A 14,407-nucleotide genomic window follows, 5' to 3' on the forward strand; every position below is an offset into this window, starting at 1 on the left:
CTTTCTTCAACGACCCTGGGGACACACCACATGAACACGATTCGCACGACCCTCACCGCCGTCACGGCCGCCCTGATCGCCTTCACCGCCCCCGGCGCCCATGCGCAGTCCGGCCCCGTGAAGATCGCCGGCATCATGGAACTGTCGGGCAGCGGTGCCACGCCCGGCACCAACTTCAACAACGGCGTGAAGCTCGCGGTGAAGGAGATCAACGCGGCGGGGGGCATCCTCGGCCGCCAGGTCGAGTACCTGCCGGTGGACACGCAGACCAACCCCGGCGTGGCCAAGGCCCTCGCGCAGAAGGCCGTGGACGACGGTGCCTACGTGGTGCTGGGCCCGGTGCATTCGGGCTCGATGCTCGTCACGATGGCGGAGACGCGCCGCGCCGAGGTCACGAACTTCACCGGCGGCGAGGCCGCGAGCATCACGCAACAGGGCAACCCGTACGTGTTCCGCTCGTCGTTCACGCAGCTCACGTCGATGCCCAAGGTGGCGCGCTACATCAAGGACACGGTGAAGGCGAAGAGCGTCGCGCTGATCTACACGAACAACGACTACGGCAAGGGCGGCCACGACGCGATGCTGAAGGCGCTGGAGGCCCAGGGCATCAAGGTGGCGGTGGACGTGTCCACCGACCCGCAGCAGGTCGACTTCTCGGCGGCGGTGCTGCGCGTGAAGCAGTCGGACGCCGACGCGCTGTTCCTCTACACGCTGGAGGAGGAGTCGGCCCGCGCGCTGCGCGAACTGCGCAAGCAGGGCTACGCGAAGCCGGTGATCGGCGAGACCACCGCGGTGAGCCAGAAGACCATCGAGCTGGCCGGCGATGCGGCCAACGGCATGGTGGGCCACGTGGGCCTGACGGTGGACGCGCCGCAACCGCGCATCAAGGCCTTCGACGAGCGTTTCCTGCGCGAGTACAAGTACAAGAGCGAGCACAACGGCATGAAGGGCTACATCAGCATGTACGTGGTGAAGGCGATGACCGAACGCCTGGGCAAGTTCGATTCGAAGGCGCTGTCGGAGTCGCTGCACGGCGCGAAGCTCTCCGCGGCGCAGTACCCGGGCGTGCTGATGGACCTGTCCTTCGACGCCAACGGCGACCTCGACCGCGAGAGTTTCCTGATCCGGGTGGAGCAGGGCAGGCAGCAGGTGATCGGGACGTTGCCGGCGATGTCCGCGAAGTGATCCCGCGCGGGCGCGGTGGTAACGTGGGCGGCTTGTCCGTCCCGTTTCCCGATCCGCCCATGCCGTTCCTCACCGTCGAATACTCCGCCAACCTCGACCCGCTCGACGTCCCTGCGCTGCTGCTGCGCCTGAACCAGACCATCGTCGACGGCGGCCATGCCGACGAGCTCGTCATCAAGAGCCGCGCGATCCGCTTCGACACGTTCCAGGTGGGCACGTCCAGCGACGTGCGCGGTTTCCTGCACGTGAAGCTGGCGCTGATGAGCGGGCGCACCGACGAGGTCAAGAAGGCGCTGGCCGAGCAGCTGATGGCCGTCGTCAAGGACGCGGCGCCCACGCCCGGCCTCGTGCAGCTCGCCGTCGAGCTCAGCGACATCGACCGCGCCGGGTTCGTGTCCGCGCGCGTGGGCGCGGCCTGACGGGGTTCACTCCGGCTGCACGGGCCGGACCAGCGCGCCGGCCGCGGCGGGCACCGACCCATCCGGGCGGCCGTAGGTGGCCACGGTGTACCCGCTCGCCAGGCCCCGTGCCGCGATCGCCTCCAGCACCGCGCCCCGTCCCGGCGTGCCCGCCAGCGGTTCGCCCGCTTCCAGTGCGAACACCTGGAACACGTAGCGGTGCGTGCCGTGCCCGGGGGGCGGGTCCGGCGGAAGCCACCGCGCCCGCAGGAACGAGTTGCGTCCCGGGGTGACGTCGGCTTCGGCCTCGTGGTCCGGGCTCGGGAGGGCGCCGGCCTGCAGCGACCCGGCCTCGCCCGGCAGGCCCACGACGATGGCGTGCACCAGCGGCTGGGGCGTGGGCGCGTCCGCGTCCTCGACGATCAGCACCACCTCGGCCGCCTGCGGCGGCACGTGGGCCCATTCGACGGGGGGCGACAGGCCGGCCCCGTCGGCGGTGTAGTCGGCCGGCAGCGTCGCGTGGTCGGCGAATGCGAGGCTCGTCACCGCGAGCACACCGGCACCGGCGCGCAGGTCCACCTGGTTGAACGCGATCTTGTCGAGGCCGGCGCGCTGTTCGCGCAGCGCGAGGCCGATGACGTCGGGCAGGTTCTCGAGCACGGTGGGACCTCGTCAGAAGCGGGCAGAGCCTCCATTGGCGTCGATCCGGGCGCCGGGCGACACCCGGGATCCTCCCGTCTCGGTGTCGGAATGCGCCGACGTACGATCGCCGCCATGAACGAACGCCCCTACGACCTCGTCCTCTACGGCGCCAGTGGTTTCGTCGGCCGCCAGACCGTCGCCCACCTGGCCCGCCACGGGGACGGGTTGCGGTGGGCGCTGGCCGGCCGCTCCCGAGAGAAGCTCGAGGCCGCGCGCACCGCGGCGGGCGAGGGCGCCGCGAACGCCGGCGTGATCGTGGCCGACGCGGGCGACGCGGCGGCACTCGACGCCCTCGCGTCCCAGGCGAAGGTGGTGCTGAGCACGGCCGGGCCGTTCGCGCTGTACGGCAGCGAACTCGTGGCCGCCTGCGTGCGCCACGGCACCCACTACGTCGACATCACCGGCGAGACGCCATGGGTGCGCGACCTGATCCGGCGGCACGATGCCGACGCCCGGGCGAGCGGCACGCGCATCGTGCCGTGCTGCGGCTTCGACTCGGTGCCGTCCGACCTCGGCACGTGGGTGCTCGCCCACGAGATCCGCGAGCGGTTCGGTGAACCGTGCCGCGAGGTGACGTCCGCGTTTTCGCTGCGGGGCGGGTTCAACGGCGGCACCATCGCCTCGCTGCTCAACGTGATGGCCGAAGGCGAGTCCGAAGCCTTCGCGAACCCGTTCCTGCTGAACCCCGCCGGCACGGCGCCGGCCGACACGGCCCCGCACCGCGACCCGGCCGGACCGCACCACGACGACGACCACCGCGCCTGGCTGGGCCCGTTCCTGATGGGGCCCATCAACACCCGCGTGGTGCGGCGCACCGTGGCGCTTGCCGCCGAGCGGGGTGACACGGCGTTCGCGGCCGACTTCCGATACGGCGAGTACATGCGCCTCGGCCGCGGCCCCCGCGCCGGCCTGATGGCCTGGGTCCTGAGCGCCGGCATGGCGGCCACGAAGTTCGCGCTGAGGTTCGCGGCCGGCCGGCGGCTCGCCGCGCGCTGGTCACCCGCGCCGGGCGAGGGACCCACCGAGGCGCAGATGGACCGCGGCGGCTTCCGCTGCGAGCTGGTCGGGCGCAGCGCGTCCGGCCTCGTGCTGCGCGCCCGGGTGTCGGCCAAGGGCGACCCCGGGAACCGCGCCACGACGGTGTTCGTGTGCGAGTCGGCACTCGCCCTCGTGCGCAACCTCGACGTGCTGCCGCCGGGCGGCGGCGTGATGACACCGGCGACCGCGCTCGGCGACGTGCTCGTGCGGCGGCTGCACGCCGCCGGGGTCGCGCTCGAGGTGCTGCCGGCCTGAGCCGGGCGTCAGGGTACGAGCCGGGGCGTCGTCACTGCCCGGTGCGGTTGTCCTTGATGCGCTCCTTCTCCACCTTGTAGGAGTCGCTGGACGGCACCGCCGTGCAGCCGCCGTCGCTGCCCGCCGTGCGCTGGCACATCGCGTCGCCCTTCAGGACCGAGCGTTCCGCGGTACAGCCCGCGAGCACCACCAACAGGGCGGCAACGAGGGGAAGGCGAGAGGAATGCATGGGAGCTCCTGGAGGGGGAGGGGGAAGGCGTTCGTTCCTCCGATTCTGCGCCGCCGGAACACACCTGCTCGAGATGGCCGACCGACCACTCGGGATATCCCTGATGAATTCGATTTCAAGCGCTGGTCAAATGCGCTGCATGGAACCGGTTCCATGCAAAGGAACCGGCTTGCCGACGAACAACCAGGTGACCCTCACGTGACGACCTCCGACTCGCTCGTTTTCTCGCCCCCGGCCGGATCGGCCATGCTCCGCCCCGACTTCCTCTTCGGCGCCGCCACCGCCTCCTACCAGATCGAGGGCGCGGCCACGGCCGACGGCCGCCATCCGTCCATCTGGGACACGTTCTGCCGCGTGCCCGGCGCGGTCCACAACGCCGACAACGGCGACGTGGCGTGCGATCACTTCCATCGCTGGCAGAGTGATCTGCAGCTGATCTCCGACCTCGGCTTCGACGGCTACCGCTTCTCGGTGTCGTGGTCGCGCGTGATGACCGTCGACGGCCAGCGCAACGAGAAGGGCCTCGACTTCTACAAGCGGCTGCTCGACGAGCTCGAACGCCGGGGCCTGAAATCGTTCCTCACGCTGTACCACTGGGACCTGCCACAGCACCTGCAGGACCGCGGCGGCTGGCTGAACCGCGACACCGCCACCCGGTTCGCCGAATACGCCGACCTGATGAGCCGCGAGGTCGCCGGCCGCGTGAGCGCGTGGACCACGCTCAACGAGCCGTACTGCTCCGCCTACCTCGGCCACACCACCGGCCGCCACGCGCCGGGCCTGAAGGACGTGCGCTACGGTGTCGAATCGATGCACCACCTGCTGCTGGGCCATGGCCTGGCCACCGAGGCGGTGCGCGCCAACGACAAGGCGCCCGTCGGCCTCGTGGCGAACGTCTGCGCGATGGTGCCGGCGAGCGATTCGCCGAAGGACCGCCGCGCCGCCGAACTGTCGTACGCCAACGCGAACACGTGGGTCCTCGACCCGCTGCTGCTGGGCACGTACCCCGAGGAACTGGCCGAGTTGTGGCCGGGTGTAAAAGCGCCCGTGCGCGCCGGTGACATGGCGACAATCTCCACGCGCATGGACTACCTCGGCATCAACTACTACTTCCGCTCGAACATCCGCAGCGACGGAGCGCACGGCTATGTCGAGGAAGACCTGCCGAACGTCGAGCGCACGCAGATGGGCTGGGAGGTGTACCCCGACGGCCTGCGCGACCTGCTGCTGGACTTCAAGCACCGCTACCCCGGCCTGCCGCCCATCTACATCACCGAAAACGGCATGGCGAGCGACGACAGTCCGGTGGCCGGCCGCGTCGCCGACGAACAGCGCCTGCGCTACCTGAACCGCCACGTCGCCGCGGTGGACCAGGCCATGCGCCAGGGCGTCGATGTGCGGGGCTACTTCGCGTGGTCGCTGCTGGACAACTTCGAGTGGTCCTACGGCTACGAGAAGCGTTTCGGCCTCGTCCACGTCGACTACGACACCCAGGTCCGCACGCCGAAGGACAGCGCACTCGCGCTGAAGCGGTTCCTCGAACAACGGCGCGGCTGATCCCGCGCACCGACCAGAGCACCACACCCCGGGGCGAGGGCCCCGACACAACAGGAGATCGACAATGATCCGCAAGCATTCCCTGGCCATCGGCGTCAGCCTGGCCGTCCTTGCCGTCGGCGCCGCACACGCCCAGGCCAACCGCGCCGAAGTCATCCACTGGTGGACCTCGGGCGGTGAATCCGCCGCGATCCAGGAGATCGCCAACGGCTACAAGGCCGCGGGCGGGACGTGGGTCGACAGCGCCATCGCCGGCGGCGAAGCCGCCCGCTCGGCCGCCATCAACCGCATCGTGGGCGGCAACCCGTCCACCGCCGCGCAGTTCAACACCTCGCAGCAGTTCCTCGACATCGTCAAGGGCGGCATGCTCAACAACGTCGACGAAGTCGCCAAGAAGAACGACTGGGACAAGATCCTCCCGGCGCCGATCCTCAAGTCGATCAAGATCGACGGCCACTTCTATGCCGTGCCGGTCAACATCCACATGCCCGCGTGGTTCTGGTACTCGAAGGCCGCGTTCGCCAAGGCCGGCATCGCCGCCGAGCCGAAGACCCCCGAAGAGTTCTTCGCCGCCCTCGACAAGCTGAAGGCCGCCGGCATCACCCCGGTCGCCTTCGGCGGCCAGCCGTGGCAGGAGAAGATCGTGTTCGACGCGCTGCTCGCCCACATCGGCGGCGCCGACCTGTACCTGAAGGTCTACAAGGGCGACCAGAAGGCCATCGCCTCGCCCGAGTTCAAGAACGTGCTCGCCTCGTTCAGGAAGCTCAAGGGCTACACCGACGCCGGTTCGCCGAACCGCAACTGGAACGACGCCACGTCGATGGTCATCTCCGGCAAGGCCGGCGTGCAGATCATGGGCGACTGGGCCAAGGGCGAGTTCCAGGCCGCCAAGCAGACGGCCGGCAAGGAGTTCGGCTGCTTCCCGGGTTTCGGCCCGAAGGCGCCGTACATCATCGCGGGTGACGTGTTCGTGTTCCCGAAGACGAGCGACGCCGCGGCCATCAAGTCGCAGCAGCTGCTGGCCACGGTGATGACCTCGCCCGCCACGCAGGTCGCCTTCAACAACAAGAAGGGTTCGATCCCGATCCGCACGGACGTCGACGCGAAGGCGATGGACATCTGCGCGCAGCAGGGCATCGCCGCGATGAAGGACGTGTCGCGCCAGCTGCCGAACTCCGAAATGCTCGTCGCTCCGGACATCACCGGCGCGCTCCAGGACGTCGTCACGAAGTTCTGGAACACCAACCAGTCGGTGGACGACGCGGTGAAGGCCGTGGGCGCGGCCGTCAAGGGTTGAGCGCCGCCGCCCGCCCCGGCAGCCATTGGCTGCGTCACGGCGTGGTCTACGCCGCGATGCTGCCGATGCTCGCCACCGTGCTGTTCGCCTACCTCGGCACCGTCTTCTGGTCGGTCCGGGTGTCGGTGAGCAGTTCACGGACACTCCCGTCCAGCGACTTCGTGGGCCTGGCGCAGTACACGCGCCTGTTCGCCTCGGAGCGCTGGTTGCTGTCGCTCGAGAACGTCGTGGTGTTCGGCGTGATCTTCATCGCCGCGTGCCTCGTGCTCGGGTTCCTGCTGGCCGTGTTCATCGACCAGAAGGTGGCCGGGGAGGGTGTGCTGAGAACCGTGTTCCTCTACCCGTACGCGATGTCCTTCGTCGCGACGGGCCTGATCTGGCAGTGGGTGCTGAACCCCGAGCTGGGCATCCAGTCCACCGTGCGCGCGCTCGGCTTCGAGACGTTCACGTTCGACTGGATCGCCACGCAGGACAAGGTGATGTACGCGATCGCGCTCGCGGCGGTGTGGCAGGCCGCCGGCCTCGTGATGGCGCTGATGCTCGCCGGCCTGCGCGGCATCGACGACAGCCTCTGGAAGGCCGCCCGCATCGACGGCATTCCCACGTGGCGCGTCTACATGAGCATCGTGCTGCCCATGCTGGGCCCGTCCATCGGCACGGCCGTCGTGCTGCTGTCGGTGAGCGTGGTCAAGGTGTACGACGTCGTCGTCGCGATGACCCAGGGCGGCCCCGGCCTCGCGAGCGAGGTGCCCGGCAAGTTCATCATGGACAACCTGTTCGGCCGCGCCAACATCGGCCTCGCCTCGGCCGCGTCCACCGTGCTGCTGCTGACGGTGCTGGCGCTGCTCGCCCCCTGGATGTACGCTCGCGCCCGGGCCGCCCGCAACGGAGGCCACCGATGAACACGACCACCACGACGATGCCCTCTCAACCCGTGGCTCCGCCGGCCGTCGCCCGCACCTCGGTCCGCCCGCGCCGTTCAGCGTGGACGCCCGCGCGCATCGGCATCTATGCCTTCCTGCTCGTCTGCGCGGTGTTCTTCCTGTTCCCGCTGTACGTGATGCTGATCACCTCGGTCAAGCCGATGGAGGAGATCCGCCTGGGCAACATCTTCTCGCTGCCGGTCAAGGTCACGCTCGAACCCTGGGCCATGGCCTGGTCCAGCGTGTGCACGGGGCTGCAGTGCGAGGGCATCAAGGGCGGGTTCTTCAACTCGATCGCCATCGTGGTGCCCAGCACCATCCTGTCGATCCTGGTGGGCGCGCTCAACGGCTACGCACTGTCGTTCTGGAAGCCGCGCGGCGGCACGCTGCTGTTCGGCGTCCTGCTGATGGGCGCGTTCGTGCCGTACCAGGTGATCATGTTCCCGCTCGTGCGCGCGTTCGCGGCCATGTCGATCTTCGGTACGCTGCCGGGCATCGTGCTGATCCACACCATCTTCGGCATGCCGGTGATGACGCTGCTGTTCCGCAACTACTACGCGTCGATCCCCAACGAGCTGTTCAAGGCCGCGCGCATCGACGGCGGGGGCTTCTGGCGCATCTTCCTGCAGCTGATGCTGCCGATGTCGCTGCCCATTCTCGTGGTGGCGGTGATCATGCAGGTGACCGGCATCTGGAACGACTTCATCCTCGGGCTCGTGTTCGCCGGCCGCGACCACCTGCCGATGACCGTGCAGCTCAACAACGTGATCAACACGACCACGGGCGAGCGCCTCTACAACGTCAACATGGCGGCCACCGTGCTCACCTCGCTCGTGCCGCTGTTCATCTACCTCGTTTCCGGCCGCTGGTTCGTCCGCGGCATTGCGGCCGGCGCCGTGAAAGGCTGATTCCCGATGTCCCGTGTTTCCATCCAAGGGCTGCAGATCAAGATGGGCTCGCTGCCCATCCTGGAGAACCTCGACCTCGAGGTGCATGAAGGCGAGTTCCTCGTGCTGCTGGGCCCGTCCGGCTGCGGCAAGTCCACGCTGCTCCACTCCATCGCCGGCCTGCTCGAGGCCGACCAGGGCCGCATCGACATCGGCGGGCACGACGTCACCTGGGCCGATCCGAAGGACCGCGGCATCGGCATGGTGTTCCAGTCGTACGCCCTGTACCCCACGATGAACGTCGAGAAGAACATGTCGTTCGGGCTGCGCATCAACGGCGTGCCCAAGCGCGAGATCGCCCAGCGCGTGGAACGTGCCGCCGACATGCTGCACCTGAACGAGCTGTTGACCCGCAAGCCGTCGCAGCTCTCGGGTGGCCAGCGGCAGCGCGTGGCCATCGGCCGGGCGCTCGTGCGCGAGGCGAAGGTGTTCCTGTTCGACGAGCCGCTGTCGAACCTCGACGCGAAGCTGCGGGGTGAGCTGCGCCGCGAGCTGAAGCAACTGCACCAGGACATCGGCAACACGATGATCTACGTGACGCACGACCAGGTCGAGGCGATGACCCTCGCGCACCGGGTCGCGGTGATGCGCAACGGCAAGATCCAGCAGATCGACACGCCGCAGGCCGTCTACGCGCGGCCGGCCAACATGTTCGTCGCGGGGTTCCTGGGTTCTCCCAGCATGAACTTCCTCGAGGGTGAGCTGGAGGTCGGCCCCGGAGGCGAGGCCACGTTCATCAAGGGGGCGCTGTCGGTGTCGCTGCAGGGGTACGAGTTCGCCGCGCGGCCCGCGGCGGGCCGGCGCGCGGTGCTGGGCATCCGCCCGGAACACCTCGCCGTCGACCAGGACGGCGTGCAGGGCGCGACGGCCCAGGTGACCCTCGTGGAGCCGATGGGTTCGCACCTCGTGGTGTGGCTCTCGTTCCTCGACCAGCAGCTGTCGGTGACGATGCCGGTGGGCGGCGAGCCCGTGCCGGGCCAGCGTGTCGCGCTGCGTTTCGATGCCACGCGGGCGTCGCTGTTCGACCCCGAATCGCAGCAGCGGCTGTGAGGACACCGCTGCTGACAACACGGTGTCAGCAGCGGGTGTCTATCGTGAGGACTTCACCACACGGAGGAGTCTCACGATGAAGAAGACCTACCAGGGCAGCTGCCACTGCGGCCAGGTGCGCTACGAAGCCGACGTCGACCTGTCGGAGGGCGCGTCGCGCTGCAACTGCACGTACTGCTCCAAGACCCGCGCCTGGGGCACCACCATCAAGCCCGACGCGTTCCGCCTGCTGACCGACGAGAACGCGCTGAAGGACTACCGCTTCAACACGCGCTCGGGCGGGCACCTGTTCTGCAGCACCTGCGGCCTCTCGTCGTTCAGCCGGGGGGACGTGCCCGCGCTGGGCGGCGCCTTCGTGTCGGTCAACGTGGCGTGCCTCGACGGCGTGAGCCCCGAGGAACTGGCCGCCATTCCGGTGAAATACTGCGACGGGCTGCACGACAACTGGTGGAACCCGCCGGCGGTCACCTCGTACCTCTGAGCGTTCCGTTCGAACAGCGTGACGATCCGCCCGCTGATCGGCGGTTCACCTTCCTGTCCCTGATCCGACACTATCGCCCGGGCCAGTTCGCCGCCCGCTCCACTCGACGGGGCGGCTTCAGAGCGGACGGTCCGCCGGGGTGGTCTGGAGCAGTACGTGGGATCGCGTGGGTCGTGGGTGAATGGCGTCCGTTCGGGCGCCGGGGTGGTGTGGTTGAGCCTGCTGGTCGCCTGTGGCGGCGGTGGGGGTGGCGGCAGTCCGGCGACGGGCGGCGGCAGCCCCGACAGCGGGCCCGTGGCGGCGCCGCCGGGGTCGACCGACGGCTCGCCCGGAGACAGTGCCCCGGTGCCGGCTCCCGTACCCGCACCGGCACCTGATGCCGGATCGCCGGCGCCTGTCCCGGACACCTTCACGGCCAACGACGCCGCCCGGTTCCTGGCCCAGGCCACCTTCGGCCCCACCGAGGCCGGCATCGCGCGCCTGACCGCCATCGGCCCCGCCGCCTGGCTCGACGACCAGTTCAGCCAGCCGGTGGTGTCCCACCTCGCGTTCGTGAACACGCTCGCCGCCGGTGGCACCTCGCTCACGCAGGTGCACTTCCGCCAGTCGTTCTGGACGCAGGCCATCGCCGGCGAGGACCAGCTGCGCCAGCGCATGGCCTTCGCGCTCTCGCAGGTCTTCGTGGTGTCGTTCGCCGACACCACCCTGTCGACGAAGGTGCGGGGCATGGCGTCCTACTACGACGTGCTGGCCGCCCACGCCTTCGGCAACTACCGCGACCTGCTGCAGGCCGTGGCGACGCACCCGATGATGGGCATCTACCTCAGCACGCTGCGCAACCAGAAGGAGGACGCGGCCACCGGGCGCAACGCGGACCAGAACTTCGCGCGCGAGTCGATGCAGCTCTTCACGCTGGGCCTGCACGAGCTGAACGCCGACGGGACGGAGAAGGGCGCGAGCCCGGTCGACACCTACTCGGCCGCCGACGTCGAAGGCCTGGCGAAGGTCTTCACCGGCTGGAGCTGGTACGCGGGCCCGAATGCGAGTGACCGCACCGACCGCCGCTTCCAGGGCCTCGATGCCCACGCCGAACGCGACTGGCGCCCGATGCAGGCTTACGACAAGTTCCATTCCACGAGCGAGAAGCAGTTCCTCGGCGTGACGATCCCGGCCGGCTCCGGCAGCGCCGAGGCCGACCTGAAGGTGGCGCTCGACCGCCTCTTCAACCATCCCAACGTGGGCCCCTTCGTCGGGCGGCAGCTGATCCAGCGTTTCGTCACCAGCAACCCCTCGCCAGGCTACGTGGCTCGGGTCGCGGCGGTGTTCGCGAACAACGGGCAGGGCGTGCGCGGCGACCTGAAGGCGGTGCTGCGCGCCGTGTTGATGGACGCCGAGGCCCGCACGTACACACCCTCGAACGCGGCGTATGGCAAACCGCGTGAGCCGCTGGTGCGCCTCGCGCACTTCATGCGGGCGTTCAACGCGACATCCACCAGCGGCCGCTTCACCGGAATCGACGAGCTCGAGGCGGGCAGCCAGGTGGGCCAGCAGGCGCTCAAGGCGCCGTCGGTCTTCAACTTCTTCCGCCCGGGCTACACGCCGCCGAACAGCGCGGCGGCCTCGGCGGGCCTCGTGGCCCCCGAGTGGCAGCTGGCCAACGAGGTGAGCCTCGCGACCTTCGCCAACTACCAGCGGGCCTGGGCCGGCTACTCGGCCACGCGCGACATCCAGCACGACTACACGGCCGAACTGGCCCTCGCCGACAACCCGGCCGCCTTGCTCGACCGGCTCGACCTGCTGCTGATGTCCGGCCAGATGACCGCGACCCAGCGCCACCTGATCACCGCCGCGATCAACGGCCGTGCCATTCCCGCGGCCACCGGCAGCAACCAGGCCGCGATCGATTCGGCCCGGCGCGACCGGGTCAGCATCGCCGTGCTGCTGACGATGGCTTCTCCCGACTACGTGGTGCAGAAATGACGAACGCCTCCCGACGTGAATTCCTGCGCCGCGCCGCGGCGATCTCGGCCGCCACCGGCGGCGGCGCGCTGCCGTTCGCGATGAACCTCGCCGCGATGAACGCCGCCTCCGCGCAGGCGGCCGACTACAAGGCCATCGTGTGCCTGTTCCTGCACGGCGGCAACGACAGCGCGAACATGGTGCTGCCGACCGACACGGCCTCGTGGCAGGCCTACAGCGCCGTGCGCAGCACCGGCAGCGACCCGATCGCGCTGCGCGCCCCCGGCACACCGGCCGACGGGTCGGCGGCCGCCGGCAGCCCCGCCGCACTCGGCGGCGTGCTGCCCCTCGTGCCCGGCTTCACGGCCTTCCCCGAAAACGCGTCCCGCACGTTCGCGCTGCACCCGTGCATGGGCGAGACCGCCTCGCTGTTCGCCCAGGGCCGCCTCGCGGTGGTCGCGAACGCCGGCCCGCTCGTGATGCCGGTGACGAAGGCCGAGGTGCGCGCCCGCTCGAAGCCGCTGCCGTCCAAGCTCGGCTCGCACAACGACCAGCAGAGCACCTGGCAGGCGCTCGCCCCGGAAGGCGCCCAGGCCGGGTGGGGCGGCCGCCTCGGCGACCTGCTGGCGTCGGCCAACGGCAACACGGCGTTCACGGCGATCTCGCTGTCGGGCAACGCGGTGTTCCTGTCCGGCGACTCCGTCCACCAGTTCCAGGTGGCCAACGGCGGTGCGGTGCCGATCGAGGGCACCACCGGGGCGCTGTTCGGCTCCTACACCGCCCCGGCCGCGTACCGCGCGCTGCTGACCCAGGGCAACGTGCCCGACGACCAGGCGAACCTGATCGCGCGCGAGTACGCCGCCATCGCCAAGCGCAACGTGGACCAGGGGGCGGCGTTCAACGCGGCCTACCAGACCGGCGCGGTGATCGCCGGCACGAAGTACATGCACCCGGTGACGAAGACCCTGACCACGAACCCGCTGGCCGACCAGTTGCGCAGCATCGCGCGCATGGTCTCCGCCCGGGCGAACATGGGCGTGCGCCGCCAGGTGTTCTTCGTGGGGCTGGGCGGCTTCGACACCCACGACTGGCAGAACGCCGCGCACGCGAACCTGATGGCGCGGCTGTCGCACGCCATCGGCACGTTCGACGACGCGCTGGGCGCGCTCGGCCTGCGCGACCAGGTCACGCTGTTCACCGCGTCCGAGTTCGGCCGCACGTTCGCGACGAACGGCGACGGCACCGACCACGGCTGGGGCGCCCACCACTTCGTGCACGGCGGCGCCGTGAAGGGCGGCGAGATCTATGGCCGCTTCCCGCAGGTGGGCCTGAACCACGACGACGAGACCGGCTCGGGCATCTTCCTGCCGCAGGTGTCGGTGGAGCAGCTGGGCGCCACGCTCGGCCGGTGGTTCGGCGCGAGCGAGGGCGCGCTCGACCTCGTGTTCCCGAACCTGCGCAACTTCCGGCGCGACCTCGGGTTCATGCGCTAGGGCGTGGGGACGCCTGCTGACAACACGTTGTCAGCAGCCGGGGCGCCCAATGCCGTCTGTCGCATCGACAGACAACGGGAGAGGCCCCATGTGGAACCATGAAGCGAGCATCGAGACCTCCGCGTCCGCGGAGACCCTGTGGCGGTTGTTCGAGGACGTGGCGGGATGGCCGCGCTGGAACGCCGGCATCGCGCACATCGCGCTGCACGGCACGTTCGCGCGCGGCACCACCTTCACCATGGGGCTGCCCGACGGCGACGCGATCACCAGCACGCTGACCGAGGTCAGTGCCGGTGTGTGTTTCACCGACGAGACCGTCGTCGACGGCAACCGCGTCGCGGTGGCCCACCTGCTCGTGCCGCTGCGCCACGGCGGCACGCGCGTCACCTTCCGCACGCAGGTGGACGGACCCGACGACACGGCCATCGGGCCGATGGTGTCGGGTGACTTCGCCGACGTGCTGGACGCGCTCAGGTCGCTGGCGGAACGCGAGGCCGAACTCGAGGTGTCATGACGCGTCGCGCAGCAGCGCGATGATGTCGGTGTGCTTCTTCTCGAAGGCGTAGTCGAACGCGGTGCGGCCCGACGGGTCCTTCAGGTCGCGCGATGCACCGCCGACCATCAGCGCACGCACCGTCTCGAAGTGCCCCGCATCCGCGGCCAGCATCAACGCGGTGCGTCCGTCCGCCTGTCGCACATCCGGATCCGCGCCTTTCGCGATCAGCGAGGTCACCGTGGCGGTCTTGCCGAGGCTCGCGGCGGACACGATGGGCGGCACGGCCGCGGCCTGGGCGAGAGAGAAGAGGGGAACGCTGATCGCGGCGGCGGCCAGCAGGTGCTTGATGCGGGACATGGGACGGGACCTCGGAAGGGGACTGCGGAAGAGGACTGCG

At 69.7% G+C, this 14,407-nt stretch carries 15 protein-coding genes; 12 read left to right on the forward strand and 3 right to left on the reverse strand.

Annotated elements, in window-relative coordinates; genetic code table 11:
• Positions 1-30 precede the first annotated feature (30 nt).
• Positions 31-1,185, forward strand: a complete 1,155-nt coding sequence (locus A4W93_RS08780; RefSeq protein WP_099959881.1) for an ABC transporter substrate-binding protein — start codon at positions 31-33, stop codon at positions 1,183-1,185.
• Between the two features lie 59 nt (positions 1,186-1,244).
• Complete coding sequence (locus A4W93_RS08785; protein ID WP_085750260.1) at positions 1,245-1,604, forward strand: 5-carboxymethyl-2-hydroxymuconate Delta-isomerase; 360 nt, start codon at positions 1,245-1,247, stop codon at positions 1,602-1,604.
• A 6-nt stretch (positions 1,605-1,610) separates the two neighbouring features.
• Here the strand turns inward: A4W93_RS08785 and A4W93_RS08790 are convergent, their stop codons facing one another.
• Positions 1,611-2,243 (reverse strand): YbhB/YbcL family Raf kinase inhibitor-like protein, encoded by a 633-nt coding sequence (locus A4W93_RS08790; RefSeq protein ID WP_085750261.1) that lies wholly within the window; start codon positions 2,241-2,243, stop codon positions 1,611-1,613.
• Between the two features lie 114 nt (positions 2,244-2,357).
• Between A4W93_RS08790 and A4W93_RS08795 the strand changes: the two genes are divergently transcribed.
• Positions 2,358-3,578: a saccharopine dehydrogenase family protein gene (locus A4W93_RS08795; protein WP_085750262.1), complete on the forward strand. Its 1,221-nt coding sequence runs from the start codon at positions 2,358-2,360 to the stop codon at positions 3,576-3,578.
• 31 nt (positions 3,579-3,609) lie between these two features.
• Here A4W93_RS08795 and A4W93_RS08800 read toward each other — a convergent pair whose 3' ends face one another.
• The gene (locus tag A4W93_RS08800; RefSeq protein WP_085750263.1) at positions 3,610-3,807 is read right to left on the reverse strand and encodes a hypothetical protein; all 198 of its coding nucleotides are present in this window, start codon (positions 3,805-3,807) and stop codon (positions 3,610-3,612) included.
• Between the two features lie 153 nt (positions 3,808-3,960).
• On the opposite strand from A4W93_RS08800, the gene A4W93_RS08805 reads away from it, so the two are divergent.
• The 9 genes from A4W93_RS08805 to A4W93_RS08845 all read left to right on the forward strand — a co-directional run bounded on the left by A4W93_RS08805 (position 3,961) and on the right by A4W93_RS08845 (position 14,028).
• Positions 3,961-5,364, forward strand: coding sequence for a GH1 family beta-glucosidase (locus A4W93_RS08805; RefSeq protein WP_085750264.1), 1,404 nt, complete (start codon positions 3,961-3,963; stop codon positions 5,362-5,364).
• A 64-nt stretch (positions 5,365-5,428) separates the two neighbouring features.
• A complete protein-coding gene (locus A4W93_RS08810; protein WP_085750265.1) occupies positions 5,429-6,661 on the forward strand; it encodes an ABC transporter substrate-binding protein in 1,233 nt (410 codons plus the stop codon).
• 56 nt (positions 6,662-6,717) lie between these two features.
• A complete protein-coding gene (locus A4W93_RS08815) occupies positions 6,718-7,563 on the forward strand; it encodes a carbohydrate ABC transporter permease (RefSeq protein ID WP_085754092.1) in 846 nt (281 codons plus the stop codon).
• Between the two features lie 17 nt (positions 7,564-7,580).
• Entirely contained in the window at positions 7,581-8,492 is a 912-nt protein-coding gene (locus tag A4W93_RS08820) for a carbohydrate ABC transporter permease (RefSeq protein ID WP_237357792.1), read from the forward strand.
• A gap of 6 nt (positions 8,493-8,498) precedes the next feature.
• Complete coding sequence (locus tag A4W93_RS08825) at positions 8,499-9,581, forward strand: ABC transporter ATP-binding protein (protein WP_085750267.1); 1,083 nt, start codon at positions 8,499-8,501, stop codon at positions 9,579-9,581.
• A gap of 76 nt (positions 9,582-9,657) precedes the next feature.
• Positions 9,658-10,062, forward strand: a complete 405-nt coding sequence (locus A4W93_RS08830; RefSeq protein WP_085750268.1) for a GFA family protein — start codon at positions 9,658-9,660, stop codon at positions 10,060-10,062.
• Positions 10,063-10,218: 156 nt separating this feature from the next.
• On the forward strand, positions 10,219-12,042 hold the full coding sequence (locus tag A4W93_RS08835; RefSeq protein WP_237357729.1) for a DUF1800 domain-containing protein: 1,824 nt from the start codon (positions 10,219-10,221) through the stop codon (positions 12,040-12,042).
• Entirely contained in the window at positions 12,039-13,514 is a 1,476-nt protein-coding gene (locus A4W93_RS08840; RefSeq protein WP_085750270.1) for a DUF1501 domain-containing protein, read from the forward strand. The genes A4W93_RS08835 and A4W93_RS08840 overlap by 4 nt, the downstream gene beginning before the upstream one ends.
• Before the next feature lie 88 nt (positions 13,515-13,602).
• A complete protein-coding gene (locus tag A4W93_RS08845) occupies positions 13,603-14,028 on the forward strand; it encodes an SRPBCC family protein (protein ID WP_085750271.1) in 426 nt (141 codons plus the stop codon).
• On the opposite strand, the gene A4W93_RS08850 is transcribed toward A4W93_RS08845, so the two are convergent.
• Positions 14,023-14,367 carry an ankyrin repeat domain-containing protein gene (locus A4W93_RS08850; protein ID WP_085750272.1) on the reverse strand — a complete coding sequence of 115 codons (345 nt, stop codon included), beginning with the start codon at positions 14,365-14,367 and terminating at the stop codon, positions 14,023-14,025. The genes A4W93_RS08845 and A4W93_RS08850 overlap by 6 nt on opposite strands.
• Positions 14,368-14,407: the final 40 nt, after the last annotated feature.

Source organism: Piscinibacter gummiphilus, from assembly GCF_002116905.1.
GTDB classification, from domain to species: domain Bacteria; phylum Pseudomonadota; class Gammaproteobacteria; order Burkholderiales; family Burkholderiaceae_C; genus Rhizobacter; species Rhizobacter gummiphilus.